Source organism: Myxococcus sp. CA056 (assembly GCF_013336715.1).
GTDB classification, from domain to species: Bacteria; Myxococcota; Myxococcia; order Myxococcales; family Myxococcaceae; genus Myxococcus; species Myxococcus llanfairpwllgwyngyllgogerychwyrndrobwllllantysiliogogogochensis.
Map to the genome: position 1 here is coordinate 779,803 of NZ_JABUMT010000004.1, position 13,841 is coordinate 793,643.

Sequence of the window (13,841 nt, forward strand, 5' to 3'; positions counted from 1 at the left end):
CGCGACAGGCTACAGGTCCTCGTCGCTGACGACGGTGACGCCCTCGGAGCGGAGCAGCGCCGTGGTGATGCCCTCACCGGGCCGCAGTGTCCCGGACTCGTAGACGCGCTGGCTTCCGCAGGAAGGACTCTTCTCCTTCAACAGCGCTACCGAAGCACCGAAGTTGCGCGCGGCATCCAGGGCCAGTTGGGCGCCTCGCTTGAAGTCCTCGGTCCGGTCGACGCGAGCTTCTCGTTCCAGCGCCCGCGCCTGTCCCGCCCAGACGTCGACACCCGAGCCACCGCAGAGGTCCACGGGAGGACGAGGGATGGGAAGGCCCGAGCCCACTTCGGGGCAGACGGGAACGACTGCCTTGCCCTCCAGCGCCGCGAGCACTCTCTCGGAGCGCTGCGAGCGACCGTCGTACCGGCAGGCTTCCCCGAGCAGGCACGCGCTCACGAGCACCGTGGATGCCTCGCGAAGCGCCGCGCGCCTGTCGTCCTTTGCCGGGTCCGCGCAGGTGCTTCCTGGCTCTCGCGAGCCCGTCACTTCACGGCCCCGGGACTGCGCAGCGCCAGCTCTCCCGCCGTCGCCACCGCCGTCACACGAGTGCGCATCCCATCCAGCGCGACCTGCCCCGTCACCGCGAGCCGCACGGCCAATGGATAGAGCCGATGCTCCTCGACGAGGATGCGAGCGCTCAGGCTCTTCTCATCATCATCCGGCAGCACCGGCACGGCCGCCTGTCCGATGATGGGCCCGGTGTCCGTGCCCGCGTCCACGAAGTGCACCGTGCACCCGGCCACCTTCACGCCACGCTCCAAGGCCTGCCGCTGCGCATGCAGCCCTGGGAATGACGGCAGCAGGGAAGGGTGGACGTTCAGCACCTTGCCCGTGAAGCGCCCCAGGAGGTCCGCGCTGAGCAGCCGCATGAACCCCGCAAGGCACACCCACTCCACGCCCGCCGCGCGCAGCGCCTCCAACAGCGCCGCCTCGAACTCCACCTTCGACGCGTGGGCCTTGTGGTCCACCACCACGGCCGGAACTCCCGCCGCGCGAGCCCGCTCGAGCGCGTAGGCGCCAGGCATGTTCGAAACGACGCAGGCCACCTCGGCCGGGAAGTCCTCCCGGGCGCACGCGTCGAGCAGCGCCTGGAGATTGCTCCCGCTGCCGCTGACGAGCACGCCCAGCCGGACCCGCCGTCCGCTCATGGCTCGATGACCGCCGTGGCCTCGCCCTGGCCCGCTTCCACGCGGCCCACCTCGCTGGCCTCCACGCCCCGTCCGCGCAGCACCTCCAGCGCCTTCGCGACGTCCTCCTGTGCCACCACGACGATGAGGCCCAGGCCCATGTTGAACGTGTTGAACATCTCGTCCCGGGCCACGCTGCCCAGCTTCGCGATGAGGTCGAAGATGGGCGGCTTCACCCAGGACTTCTCGCTCAGCACCGCGCGCGTCCCATCCGGCAGGCACCGGGGCAGGTTGCCCGGAATCCCGCTGCCGGTGATGTGCGCCATGCCCTTCACCTTCACCTCGGCCAGCAGCGCCAACGCGTCCTTCACGTAGATGCGCGTGGGCTCCAGCAGCGCGTCGCCCAGCGGACGCCCCAGGCCCTCGGGCGTCGCGTCCAGCGCGAGCTTCGAGTCCTCCAGCAGCACCTTGCGCGCCAGCGAGTACCCGTTGCTGTGCAGCCCCGAGGACGTCAGCCCGATGAGCGCGTCACCCGGCTTCACGCTCTTGCCGTCGATGATGGCCGACCGCTCCACCACGCCCACGCAGAAGCCCGCCAGGTCGTACTCGCCCCGCGCGTAGAAGCCCGGCATCTCCGCCGTCTCGCCGCCCAACAGCGCGCAGCCGGCCTGCTCGCAGCCCAGGGCAATGCCCTTCACGACCTCGGCCGCCGCGTCCACCTCCAGGCGCCCGGTGGCGAAGTAGTCCAGGAAGAACAGCGGCTCCGCGCCACAGGTGAGGATGTCGTTCACCGACATGGCCACCAGGTCGATGCCCACCGTGCCGTGCCGGCCCGCGGAGAAGGCCACCTTCAGCTTGGTGCCCACCCCGTCCGTGCCCGCCACCAGCACCGGCTCCCGGTACTTTCCCGGCGGCAGGGCGAACAGCCCGCCGAAACCGCCGACGCCCGCCAACACCTCCGGACGCATCGTCCGCGCGGCGAAGGGCTTGATTCGGTCGACGAAGGCGTCGCCGGCCTCGATATCCACTCCGGACTGCTTGTAGGTCGTTCCCACGGGCGGCCTTCTATCGGCCGGCGCGCCCGTTGTCTCGGCCAGCGAAAAGGGGGTGTCGGGTTTGAGGCGCGGACGCCTGCACACACTCGCTGTCCCACTGATCCGCACAACATGGAATTTGACCAGGGGGGGAGGGGCTGATTGACTCCTCGCAGGATGGGCGCCGAGGAAACCCTCTTTCAACGTTTCGGCAAGGAATTCTCAAAGGGCACCGAGCTCTTCCGCGAGGGAGAGGCCGGCCGGGAGATGTACGTCATCCAGGCGGGCAAGGTCTCCATCACGAAGCGCGTGCGCGACGTGGAGAAGACGCTTGCCGTGCTGGGTGCCGGAGAATTCTTCGGGGAGATGGCCATCATCTCCAACAAGCCCCGCAATGCGTCCGCGGTCGTCAACGAGGACGCTCGCCTGCTGGTCATCGACCCCAAGACGTTCGAGGCGATGATCCGCGGCAACGCCGAGATCGCCGTCCGGATGATCAAGACGCTGGCGGGGCGGCTCTCCGAGGCGGACGCCCAGATTGAGAACCTGCTCCACAATGATCCGGCCAGCCGGGTCGTCCACCAGCTCATCCTGCTGTCCCAGACCCGGAGTCGTCCGTCCGAAGAGGGCACAGAGGTTGATTTCGTGGTCCGCGACATGCCCCGCCAGATTGGCGTGGGCGAGCCCGCGGTGCGCAACGTGCTGGACCGGATGATCCGGGCCGGCCTCATCTCACGCAGTGGTGACAGAGTCACCGTGTATGACACGGCCAGACTCCACGACTTCCTCCAATACCTGGAGATGAAGTGGAAGTTCGGAGACCTCTAGCGTGAAGCTCCGAGTCCTCGGCTGCCACGGTGGCGAGCTTCCCACGTGCAAGAGCACGTGTTTTCTCGTCGATGACGTGCTGGCGCTCGATGCGGGCGCACTGACGGGGACGCTCTCGTTGGAGGAGCTGTGTCGGGTGGACCACGTCCTCGTGGGCCACAGTCACTTCGACCATGTGAAGGACCTGCCGCTGATGGCGGACCTGGTCATCGGTCGCCGCGACAAGCCCGTCACCATCCACGCCTCGCGCGAGTGCGCCAAGGCCCTGCGCGACAACATGTTCAACAACGCGCTCTGGCCGGACTTCACCCGCATCCCGACCAAGGCCAACCCCGTCCTGCGCATCAAGACGTTCCGCGCCGGCGGCACCTTCGAGGTGGGGCCCTACACCGTGCGCAGCGTGCCGGTGAGCCACCCCGTGGAGTCCTGCGGCTTCATCATCTCCAACGGGAAGACGTCGCTCGCCATGAGCGGCGACACCGGCCCCACCGACAAGCTCTGGAAGGCCCTCAACCAGACGCGCGACCTCAAGGCGCTCCTGTTGGAGACGTCCTTCCCCAACGCCCTCCAGTCGCTGGCCGACATCTCCGGCCACCTCACACCCCACACCCTGGGCCTGGAGCTCCAGAAGTTCGAGCGCAACGGGACCTCCGTGATGCTCTACCACCTCAAGCCAGCCTTCGTGGCCCAGCTCAAGAAGGAGCTGGCGAGCATGCCGGTGGAAGTCCTGGAGCTGAACGACACCTTCGAGTTCTAGCCCCGTCCCAAGAGGGACGACGCGGCGCGCCACACGGAACGGTTGACGGGCGGGGACGGTCGGATTAACCCCCGGCCCCTCATGGCCTGGTTTTCGAAGAAGCCCCGCATCGCCGTCGACACCCAGCAGCAACCCGAGCCCGGTCCGTCTCGCATGGAGGGCTTGTGGGCCAAGTGCGAGAACTGCGACGAGATCATCTACCGGCAGGAGCTGGAGAAGCACTGGATGGTGTGTCCGCACTGCGACCACCATCATCCGTGGAACGCGCGCGCGCGGCTGGCGACGCTGCTGGACCCGGACAGCTTCGAGGAGTTCGACAAGGAGCTGGAGCCGCAGGACCCGCTCGGGTTCAGTGACACGAAGAAGTACAAGGACCGGCTGAAGTCCACGCGCAAGAACCTGGAGGAGAACGACGCCTTCGTCTCGGGCGTGGGCCGCATCGCCGGCCACCAGGTCTCCGTGGGCGCGTTCATCTTCGAGTTCATGGGCGGCTCCATGGGCTCGGTGGTGGGCGAGAAGGTGGCGAGGACCTTCGAGCGCGCCCACGAGCTGAAGTGCTCGGCGCTCATCTTCTCGGCCTCCGGCGGCGCTCGCATGCAGGAGGGCATCTTCTCCCTGATGCAGATGGCGAAGACGTCCGCGGCCATCGCCCGCTTCCGCACCGGCAACAAGCCGTACATCTCCGTGCTGCTGCACCCGACGACGGGTGGCGTGGCGGCGTCCTTCTCCTGGCTGGGCGACGTCATCATCGCCGAGCCCAAGGCGCTCATCGGCTTCGCCGGTCCGCGCGTCATCGAGCAGACCATCCGCCAGAAGCTGCCGGAGGGCTTCCAGCGCTCGGAGTTCCTGCTCGAGCACGGGATGATCGACAGCATCGTCAACCGCAAGGACCTGCGCGCGAAGCTCGGGCAGATTCTCGGCCTGCTGGGCTGAGTCCGCGCGGCTCGCGTCCCTGGCATGAGCGCGCCCCGCACACCGGAGGAGGCCCTGGGCTTCCTCTCCCGGCTCAACCCTTCCGGCATCAAGCTGGGGCTGGAACGGGTGCGCGAGGCGCTCGAGGCCCTGGGCCACCCGGAGCGCCGCTATCCGGTGCTCCACGTCGCGGGCACCAACGGCAAGGGCAGCACCTGCGCCTTCGCCGCCACCGCGCTCCAGTCCGCGGGCCACCGCGTGGGGCTCTACACGTCCCCGCATCTGGTGCGCATCAACGAGCGCATCCGCGTGGGCGGCGAGGACATCTCCGACGAGGACTTCGGCCGCGCCATCCTCGACGTGTTGGAGCGCTATCCCTCCGCCGTCGCGGAGCCGATGACGTACTTCGAGTTCGGCACCGTCGTCGCCCTGTGGCACTTCGCGCAAACTGGCGTGGACGTGGTGGTGCTGGAGACGGGCCTGGGTGGGCGGCTGGACGCCACCACCGCCGCGCCGTCGATTGTCACCGCCATCACCCCCGTCTCCTTCGACCACATGGAGTACCTGGGCAACACCCTGGGCTCCATCGCCGGTGAGAAGGCCGGCATCCTCAAGCCCGGCGTGCCGTGCGTCGTCGCCCGGCAGGAGCCCGAGGCCCTGGAGGCCATCGAGGCCCGTGCCCGTGCCCTGTCCGTGCCGCTCTGGGTGGAGGGCCGGGACTTCTCCGTCGAGACCCAGGCCGACGGCAGCCTGGCCTACAGGGGACCGGGCTGGAGGCTGGACGGATTGCGGACCTCGCTGCGCGGACCGCATCAACTCCAGAACGCTGGAGTGGCGCTGGCCTGTCTGGAGGCCCTCGACGCGCGAGGCATCGCCGTCACCCCCGAGGCGGCGCGAGCGGGGCTGGGCTCGGCGCGCTGGCCGGGACGGCTGGAGGAAGTAGGGCAGGGGCCCACTGTCCTGTTGGACGGAGCCCACAACCCCGCGGGTGTGGCGGTGCTGCTGGCGTCCCTGCGGGCGCTGTACGCGGGTCGCCCCATCCACTGCGTCTTCGGCGTGGTGGCGGACAAGGACCGGGGGCCGATGATGCGGGCCCTCTTTCCCGCGTGTGCTTCCGTACAGCTCACGCCCCTGGACACCCCGCGCTCGTTGTCACCGGCGGCCTATCTGGACGAAGCGCGCGCCCTGTCCGCCGACGTGGCCGCATGGCCCGACGTGGATGCCGCGCTGGCGGAAGCCCGGCGGCGAGCGGGCGTGGACGGCGTCGTGCTGTGCACGGGTTCTCTCTTCCTGGTCGGCATGGTGCGAGCCCGGAAAGACCGGACCCGAACGCCCTGAAGGGCCACCTCGAGACACCTGGACGACGGTGTTTCACCCAGCAGGACCAGGGCTCTCCAGACGAGGCTCGTTGGGGTGACCTTGTAGGGTGGACCTTCGGTCTTCGCTGAGCAAGACGGGTGAGCAGAGGGACTGAATCCTTGGCGCGCTGCATCAGCCGCCGTAGATTCAAGATATGCGCCTGCCGGACTGGAGAGCCGCGACGACCACGGGACCAGCCATCCCCTCCATCGATGAAGTCGACTTCCGGGCGCTTTACTCGAAGACGAAGTACGTGGTGGAGACCGCGGACGGCTGGTCGTTGGTCATCACTCGCTACCGGCCGGTGAAGCAACCCTTCGCCCAGCCGCTGTTCGGTGAGCCCCTGCTGCTGGTGCATGGCTTCTCCCAGAACCGGCACACGTGGACGAGCGGACAGTTCGTCAAGAACCTCCTCTTCTTCGGCGTGGACATCCACATCCTGGAGCTGCGAGGGCACGGCAAGAGCTCCATCGCCTTCCAGAAGGAGCGGGCCGAGCGCTTCAAGCGCCCCCTGCCTCCAGACCTGGACTACGGCTGGGACATCGACAGCTACTTCCTCTACGACCTGCCCGCCGCCGTCTCCGGCGTGAAGCGCATCACCCGTCGCGAGCGCATCTTCTACTGCGGCCACTCCATGGGCGGGATGCTGGGCTACGGCTACACCGGCATCCACGACGACTTCGAGGGCCTCATCACCATCGGCGCTCCAGCGGACCTGGGGCGGGGCTTCATGCTGCTGCGCATGGTGGCGCGCGGCGCGCCAATGCTTGGCGGCATGGTGGACCTGACGCTCGCGGGACTGAACCTGGGGGGCGAGGTGGAGGGGCTGGGCAGGAAGGTGCTCGCGCGAGGCGTGGGCACGGTGAACGCGAAGCTGGGCAAGAAGCTGGAGCCCGAGGCGCGCCGCAAGCTGCGCTTCAACGCGATGCCGGTGGACCTCATCCTCAAGTTCGTCGAGCGGCAGATTGGCAAGGCGGAGGACTCGCCGCTGTATCAACAGCTCACCACGCGGATGAACCGGCTCATCAACCCGGAGCGCGTGGGCTCCGACGACATCCGCTGGCTGTTGCGCGAGGGCGGTGAGCGCGAGCCGCGCAAGGTGCTGGAGCAGTTCGCCCGCTGGATTCGTCGCGGGGAGATGGTCTGCTACCGCACGGGCTACGACTTCAAGCGCGGCTTCGAGAAGATTCAAATCCCCATGGCCATCATCTTCGGGGACATGGACCCGCTGGCGTCGGTGGAGTCCACCCGGAGCGTGTATCGCGCCGCCAAGAGCGAGTACCTCCTCTGGCGACCGGTGAAGGGCAACAGCCACATCGAGCTGACGATGGGGCACGACATCCGGCAGATCTGCTACGACATCAAGAACCTCATCGAGTACGCCCGGACGCACCGTCACCGCACGCCGGCCCTGCCGCGCCTTCGCTGAGGGCCGTACGGCTGGAAAGTTGGAGGGTGAGGCGCGCGTGTTAGCATCCGCGCCCACTGTCAACGTGAAGGGGAGTGGTTGATGAAGGCCTCAGCGGTGTGGCTGCTCGGTGTGGTGCTCGTGCCCTTCTGGGCGCTCGCGCAGGCTCCGGCGAACCTGAACACCATCACCGGCGTGCAGGTGAATGGCGGGACGGTGACCATCACCGGCTCGAAGAAGGCGAACTTCACCACCTTCACCATGACGGACCCGCCCCGGCTCGTCATCGACATCGCGGAGGCCGTCTTCTCCGGCGTCCCCGAGGAGACGCAGGTGGGCAATGGCACAGTGACGGGCATCCGCACCGCCAGCTATGGCTCGGATGACTCCGCCATCGCCCGCGTGCTCATCGGCTTCGAGCGCGAGGTGGAGACGGACATCCAGGCCACCGACACGCAGCTCGTCGTCAAGGTGGTCGGCGGGGGCGGACAGGCCGTGGCACAGGCTCCCACCACACAGCCGGAGCCCGCCGCCGCGCAGCCCACCACGGATGGCACCGCCGCGAAGGCCGCCGCCGCGGCCGAAACCGAGCGTCAGGCCCAGGAGAAGGCCGCCGCCGAAGCCACCGCCCGCGCCGAAGCGGACCGTCAGGCGCAGGAGAAGGCCGCCGCCGAGGCGAGCGCCCGGGCCAAGCAGGACGCGGACGCCGAGCGCCAGCGCCAGCAGGAGGCCGAGGCCCGCGCCACGTCCCAGCGAGAGGACGAGCAGCGCGCCGCGCAGGCCGCCGCCGACGAGCGCAAGCGTCAGGAAGAGGAGGCCCGTGCCTCCGCGCAGGCCGCCGCCGACGAGCGCAAGCGCCAGGAAGAGGAGGCCCGTGCCTCCGCGCAGGCCGCCGCCGACGAGCGCCGTGCCTCCTCCGAGTCCGCCGCCGAGGAGAAGAAGCGCCAGAAGGAGGAGGCGCGTGCCGCCGCGAAGGCCGCCGCCGAGGAGAAGCAGGCCGCCGCCAAGGCCGCCGCGGACGAGGCCGTCGAGGCCCGCCGTCAGCGTGAGGAAGAAGCCCGCGCCGAGCGCGAGCGTCGCCAGCAGGAGCGGGTGGCCTCCGCCACGCCGCGTCCGCGTCGCGAGGTGGCCAGCGGTTCGGACTCGTCCGCGGAGGTGTCGTCGCGGCGCAAGACGATGACGCTGGTGGGCTTCCAGCAGCAGCCGGGAGTCTCGCGCGTCTTCATCCGCACCAACGAGCCGGCGCGCTACACGGTGAGCGAGCAGGGCAACGCGGTGGTGCTGGAGCTGGAGAACAGCCGCATCGACCTGAACAACAACACCCACCCGCTGGACACGTCCTTCTTCAACTCGCCCGTCACGCGGGTGGAGGCGGACGCGAACGGCCGCGATGTGCGTGTCACCATCCAGCTCCGGCAGCAGGCCCCGGTGCAGGCGCGGCAGGACGGCAACGTCATTTCGTTGGATTTTCAGCGCACGGCTCGGTGATAAGGGCGACCGCGCGGCCGTGGCGCGGCATACCCTGCACCCCTGAATGAGCCTCCTCGTTCCGCTCGCCGCAGCGCTGCTGGTGTCGTCAGCGCAGATTCCGCTCGCCACCCAGGTCCAGCTCCCCTCCGGCGAGACGGTGGAGCTGGCCGCGGACTTCCTCACCTACGAGGCCGACAAGCAACTGCTCACCGCGCGCGGCCACTGCGAGCTGCGCACCGGTGAGATGCTGCTGCGCTCCGACGAGGTGACGTACGACGAGGCGAACCAGGTGGCCACCGCCACCGGCAACGTCATGTTCGTGGGCCCCGACGGCATGGCCGCGGTGGCGGACGACGTGCACGTGGACATCCGCACCTTCGTGGCCACCCTCAAGGGCGGCCTCTTCATGCAGAAGAAGGGTGTCACCCAGGAGGCGCTGCTCACGGCGAAGACGCCCCAGGAGCTGCGTGCGATGGGGGAGACGCCCATCATCCTCAGCGGCTCGCGCATCCGTCGCACCGGTCCCAACGCCTTCGTGGTGGATGACCTGGCCTTCACCCCGTGCGAGTGCGGCCCCGGAACGCCGACCTGGCGCATGGAGGCGAGCTCCGCCAACGTCATCCTCGGCGAGCGCGCCACGCTGACCTGGCCCGTCGTCTACATCCAGTCCGTCCCCATCTTCGCGCTGCCCTGGGTGTATCTGCCGCTGGCGGAGCGACGCACGGGCTTCCTCTTCCCCAGTCCGCAGTTCTCCAGCCTCAATGGCCTCGGCCTGGAGCAGCCCCTCTTCGTCACGCTGGGTCGCAGCTACGATTTGACGTTCACCCCGGGCTACTACCATGGCGCGCTCGTGGAAAAGACGCACGACCCCGATGGCAATTCCGAGACGAAGAACACGATTACCTACGAGGAACCGCGGCCCAACGGCGTGAAGGGCCCCCGGTTGCTCACTGAGTTCCGCTACGTGCCCAGCGAGCGGACGCGGGGGCGCGCCACGCTCGGGTTCCTCTACGACTCGCGGCCCAAGCTGGACCCCACGACCCTCGACTTCTTCCGCTATCCGGTGGATCCGAACGGGATCAGAAAAATCATCGACGCCCCGCGCGGACTGCGAGGAGAGGCTTCCTGGCAGCACTTCCAGGACCTGGGCTCGGGTTGGTACGACCGGGTGGACGCGTCGGTCGTCTCGGACGGCAACTACACCCGCGACCTCACCGCAGACATCCTCGTCCAGGGGCTGGATTACCTGCGCAGCACCGCCACCGTCTTCCGGCGACAGGAGGACTCCTACGCGGGCCTGGACGTCTCCCTGCGCCAGGACATCCGCTGGCCCTACCGCTTCTTCCAGGACAACCGCGTGCCGGCGGAAGTCGACCCGCTGCGGCCGGACCTGCCCTCACCGAGGACCTTCCAGCGACTGCCCGGGCTGGTCCTGTCGCTGCCCGAGCGCCCCCTCCTCGGGGGCCTCACCGGAGGACTGCGCGCGGAGTTCACCCGCCTGGCCCCCATCCATGAAGGCTTCGGGGACGAAGGCGTCGACGGCATCTTCCGACCCAATGGCAACTACCTCCTCCTGGGGGTCGGTGACGCGCCGGACCCCGGTCAATCCAATGCCCTCTTTGACTCGAGGGACCGCGAGGCCAGGGACCGCATCGACTTCACGTCCCGGCTGTCGACGTCGGTGGCGCTGGGGGACGTCGCGCGCGTGACGCCGTCGTTGTCGCTGCGCCAGGACGTGTGGGCCGGTGAGTACTCCGGCAAGTCGTGGCAGCGCGGCTATCCCATCGGCGGGCTCATGCTGGACACGCAGCTGAGCCGGACCTGGACGGGCGCGAAGACGAGCTACCGCCACAGCTTCGCGCCCTCCCTGGAGCTTCGCTACGTGCCGGGAGGGTGGGGGCGGGTGCCTTCGGCGGGCGCCGAGGATGGAGGCCTTGCCCAGCCCTACGACCAGATTGATCGGGCGGTGCCGCTCGCGCTCGATGGCTCCACCCGGGGCTTCCTCCAGGGTGTGCTCGCCGTGGACCAGTCCCTGCGCGTCAAGACGGGCACCCAGGTCCGTGAGCCCCTTCGGCTTCGCATCGGTCAGGGGTTCGACCTGACGCGCTACGTGCCGGCCGCCAACAAGCTGGGAGACCCCGAGCCCGTCCTGCGGGACACCTTCGCGCGACTCAGCGCGAGCGCCGGCGTGTTGAACGCCGGAGGGCTGGTCCGGCTCGACCCCAGGTCTGGCCGCATCACCCAGCTCAGCGCGGACTTCGCCATCGACGACGGCAAGGGCAACGCCCTGTACGCGCGCTACGACGACATCCTCACCACCAGCCGGGAAGCCCTCGCCAAGGGTGATTCCCCCTTCGCCCAGGGGCCCGATACCCTCCGCCGCCCTCTAGATGCCTTGGTAGGCGGTGTATCCCGAGAAACGCCCGGCCTCCCTCCGGCCGAGCGGTCTCAAGCTCTCATCGCGGGTGCGCGTTTGAAGCTCGGATTTGGCCTCGGGGTGCGGTACGAAGCTCTGGTGCAGCCCCTTTACCAAGATCAAATAACCCAAGAGTACAAGCCCCTCGCCCAGCAGACACTGGGCGTGTCGTATGGGCCAGCGTGTGACTGCTGGCGCATCGAAGGGGTTGTGACTCTGCGACGTGATATCGGGTTGGAATTTTCCGATGTGAATGTCAGCGTCGCGGGTGTCGGATCGTTCGGTTCGGGCGGCTAGGAATCACCCCATGTGCATGGTGGTTCCACCAACCCCCAAGCAGCCAGGAGAAGTATTTCGTGTCGGACCTCGGAAAACGAATCGGCCAGCGCATCCGCGAGCTTCGTACGCAGAGGCCGGAGCGGTGGACGCAGGAGGAGCTCGCGGAGCGGGCTCAAATCAGCGTCTCTTTCCTTTCCATGATCGAGCGTGGAGAGCGTGTCCCCCACGTGGAAACGCTCGCCGCCCTGGCCAACGCCCTTGGCGTCAGCCTTGGAGAGCTTTTCACCGGAACGGAGCAGACCCTTGCCCAGACGGAGGACCTGCTGCGTCCTCTGTCTGATTTCGCGCGCGCCCGGGGCCTCACGGCACGGGACGTGGACCGCCTGCTGGGGGTCGCCCGGGTGATGTTCAGCGGCACCGCCGCCTGAATTCCACCCCGGGGGGCCCCTCGCCGGACGCAAGGGGCCCATCGGTCTTCCTGTCCTGTCCTTGACTGGACGGTAGGTAGACCGGGAAGATGATGGAAATGCGCTGTGCGCTGCTCGCGCACAGCGTGCTTCCTTCTTCGTCAAGGAGTCGTCGCTGATGCGTCCGGGTCTGGCCTCGTGGATGGCCTTCACGAGCATGGTGTTGTTGGCGTGCTCTTCGCCAGCTCCTGCCACGCTTGAGTTCGTGGATCAGTCTCCGGCTAGGCCGCGACTGGGAGAAATCACCACACTGCGCTTCCGCGCGGTGGACTCGCGAGGCATGGCGCAAGCCGGCACGCAGGTGACTTTCACCCTCCAGTCACCGGTACCGGGTGTTGAGATTTCTCCCACCGAGGGGACGACCAACCCCGGTGATGGACTTGTCTCCATGCAGGTGGTCGCCCGAGGAGGCCGTGTCGCCTCGGTGGTCGTGGTCGCGTCGGCGGGAACGGGTGCGGAGGCCAAGTCGGTCATCTCCCCGGTCATCAGCTTCGCGGGCACCAACTCCAGCTCCCGTCAGCTCACGTTCCAGTGTGGCTCGTGGTCCGGTGATGGTTCCGGTCTGCACCACGCCATTGGCGCCTGGGATGAGGCGCGGCACCTGATCGCCGGCGTGAAGGTGCGCTGCATCGCCCACGTGGGTGATCGCAACGGCGACGGCATCGAGGGCGCGCAGGTGTCCTTCCTCACCGAGGCCGGCACCATTGGCCCCACGGCCACGTCGACCACCGACGTGGTGGGCAACGCGGAGGTCCTCTACAAGACCTCGCTGCCGCTGCCGCAGGACGTGGCGCCGGGCGTGTTCACCTGGAATCCCGTCAAGGACGCCACCCACACGGGTGACTACATCGCCCCGCTGTGGATGGAGCCGTTCCTCTGGGAGAGGAACCCCCTGGCGGCCCATGGGACGCCGGCGCAGCCGTTCATCGACCGTGCCGAGCCCGAGCGCGCCGACCCCATCCGCCCGGGCATCACCAACAACCCGCGCGACAACCTGGTCGCCCTCATCGCCCTCACCACGGGCGAGGAGGCCTTCAACGACGACAACAACAACGGCCAGTGGGACACGGGCGAGCGGTACGACGACCTGACCGAGCCCTTCGTCGACAACAACGACAACGGCACCTGGGATGCGGGCGAGCGCTTCGTCGACACCAACGGCGATGGCCGGTGGAACGGCGGCAACGGCGCCTATGACGTGTCCACGCTCATCTGGGTCCAGGAGCGCATCCTCTGGACGGGCGTGCCCCACGGGTTGGACAAGGTGGACACGGTGCGGCAGATCTCCCCGCCGCCGCCGGCGACCAACGTCCACATCGACCACTTCGGCTCCGCCAGCGCCACCTTCCTCGTGTCGGACCCCTGGTTCAACCACATGGCCCAGAACTCCGAGTCGGACGGCTGCACCGGCGGCGCCGAGGGCCCCGTGCAGGTCGACCCGTTCGTCACCGGGATGATTCCGCTCACGTACCCGTCGTACAGCGTGGAGCGCTACCTCATCAGCGACAAGCACGACATCACCCAGGAGCCGCAGCCCTCGCCGTTCCCCGCGCCCGTTGCCTGGAAGACGGAAGCCCTCTGCAAGTACACCGCCGCGCAGCTCGAGGGTCACAAGGTGTTCGTCACCGCGCCCCTCGTGACGGGCGACGTGCTCTAGTCCGCCGTCTCGCGCGGGCCTCCCGGAGAAGTACCCATTGACCCCGGGGGCCCGCGTTCGTAGGGTCCACCCGGCTGATTGAAGA

The 13,841-nt window shown here is 68.4% G+C and carries 12 protein-coding genes; 9 read left to right on the top strand and 3 right to left on the bottom strand.

Annotation, left to right across the window (positions count from 1 at the left end; all coding sequences use genetic code 11):
• Positions 1 to 9: 9 nt before the first annotated feature.
• From HUA76_RS21555 to purM, 3 genes are read right to left on the bottom strand one after another with little or no spacing between them, the layout of a single operon-like run.
• Entirely contained in the window at positions 10 to 528 is a 519-nt protein-coding gene (locus HUA76_RS21555; protein ID WP_174454994.1) for a DUF523 domain-containing protein, read from the bottom strand.
• Positions 525 to 1,190, bottom strand: a complete 666-nt coding sequence (gene purN / locus HUA76_RS21560) for a phosphoribosylglycinamide formyltransferase (RefSeq protein WP_174454995.1) — start codon at positions 1,188 to 1,190, stop codon at positions 525 to 527. The genes HUA76_RS21555 and purN overlap by 4 nt, the downstream gene beginning before the upstream one ends.
• A complete protein-coding gene (gene purM / locus HUA76_RS21565) occupies positions 1,187 to 2,224 on the bottom strand; it encodes a phosphoribosylformylglycinamidine cyclo-ligase (protein ID WP_141648192.1) in 1,038 nt (345 codons plus the stop codon). Before purM ends, purN begins: the two co-directional genes overlap by 4 nt.
• 156 nt (positions 2,225 to 2,380) lie before the next feature.
• Here purM and HUA76_RS21570 point away from each other — a divergent pair, with 156 nt between their 5' ends.
• The 9 genes from HUA76_RS21570 (at position 2,381) to HUA76_RS21610 (ending at position 13,756) form a co-directional block, all read left to right on the top strand.
• The gene (locus tag HUA76_RS21570; protein ID WP_141648199.1) at positions 2,381 to 3,031 is read left to right on the top strand and encodes a Crp/Fnr family transcriptional regulator; all 651 of its coding nucleotides are present in this window, start codon (positions 2,381 to 2,383) and stop codon (positions 3,029 to 3,031) included.
• A 1-nt stretch (position 3,032) separates the two neighbouring features.
• Positions 3,033 to 3,788: an MBL fold metallo-hydrolase gene (locus HUA76_RS21575; RefSeq protein ID WP_141648191.1), complete on the top strand. Its 756-nt coding sequence runs from the start codon at positions 3,033 to 3,035 to the stop codon at positions 3,786 to 3,788.
• An 81-nt stretch (positions 3,789 to 3,869) separates the two neighbouring features.
• Complete coding sequence (gene accD / locus HUA76_RS21580) at positions 3,870 to 4,721, top strand: acetyl-CoA carboxylase, carboxyltransferase subunit beta (protein ID WP_141648190.1); 852 nt, start codon at positions 3,870 to 3,872, stop codon at positions 4,719 to 4,721.
• Between the two features lie 24 nt (positions 4,722 to 4,745).
• Complete coding sequence (locus tag HUA76_RS21585) at positions 4,746 to 6,038, top strand: folylpolyglutamate synthase/dihydrofolate synthase family protein (RefSeq protein ID WP_174454996.1); 1,293 nt, start codon at positions 4,746 to 4,748, stop codon at positions 6,036 to 6,038.
• Between the two features lie 175 nt (positions 6,039 to 6,213).
• On the top strand, positions 6,214 to 7,488 hold the full coding sequence (locus tag HUA76_RS21590; protein ID WP_174461925.1) for an alpha/beta hydrolase: 1,275 nt from the start codon (positions 6,214 to 6,216) through the stop codon (positions 7,486 to 7,488).
• 81 nt (positions 7,489 to 7,569) lie between these two features.
• Positions 7,570 to 8,955 carry an AMIN domain-containing protein gene (locus tag HUA76_RS21595; protein ID WP_141648188.1) on the top strand — a complete coding sequence of 462 codons (1,386 nt, stop codon included), beginning with the start codon at positions 7,570 to 7,572 and terminating at the stop codon, positions 8,953 to 8,955.
• 46 nt (positions 8,956 to 9,001) lie between these two features.
• A complete protein-coding gene (locus tag HUA76_RS21600; protein WP_174461926.1) occupies positions 9,002 to 11,650 on the top strand; it encodes an LPS-assembly protein LptD in 2,649 nt (882 codons plus the stop codon).
• Positions 11,651 to 11,709: 59 nt separating this feature from the next.
• A complete protein-coding gene (locus HUA76_RS21605; RefSeq protein ID WP_002634858.1) occupies positions 11,710 to 12,060 on the top strand; it encodes a helix-turn-helix domain-containing protein in 351 nt (116 codons plus the stop codon).
• Between the two features lie 157 nt (positions 12,061 to 12,217).
• Positions 12,218 to 13,756 carry an Ig-like domain-containing protein gene (locus tag HUA76_RS21610; RefSeq protein ID WP_174461927.1) on the top strand — a complete coding sequence of 513 codons (1,539 nt, stop codon included), beginning with the start codon at positions 12,218 to 12,220 and terminating at the stop codon, positions 13,754 to 13,756.
• Positions 13,757 to 13,841 lie beyond the last annotated feature (85 nt).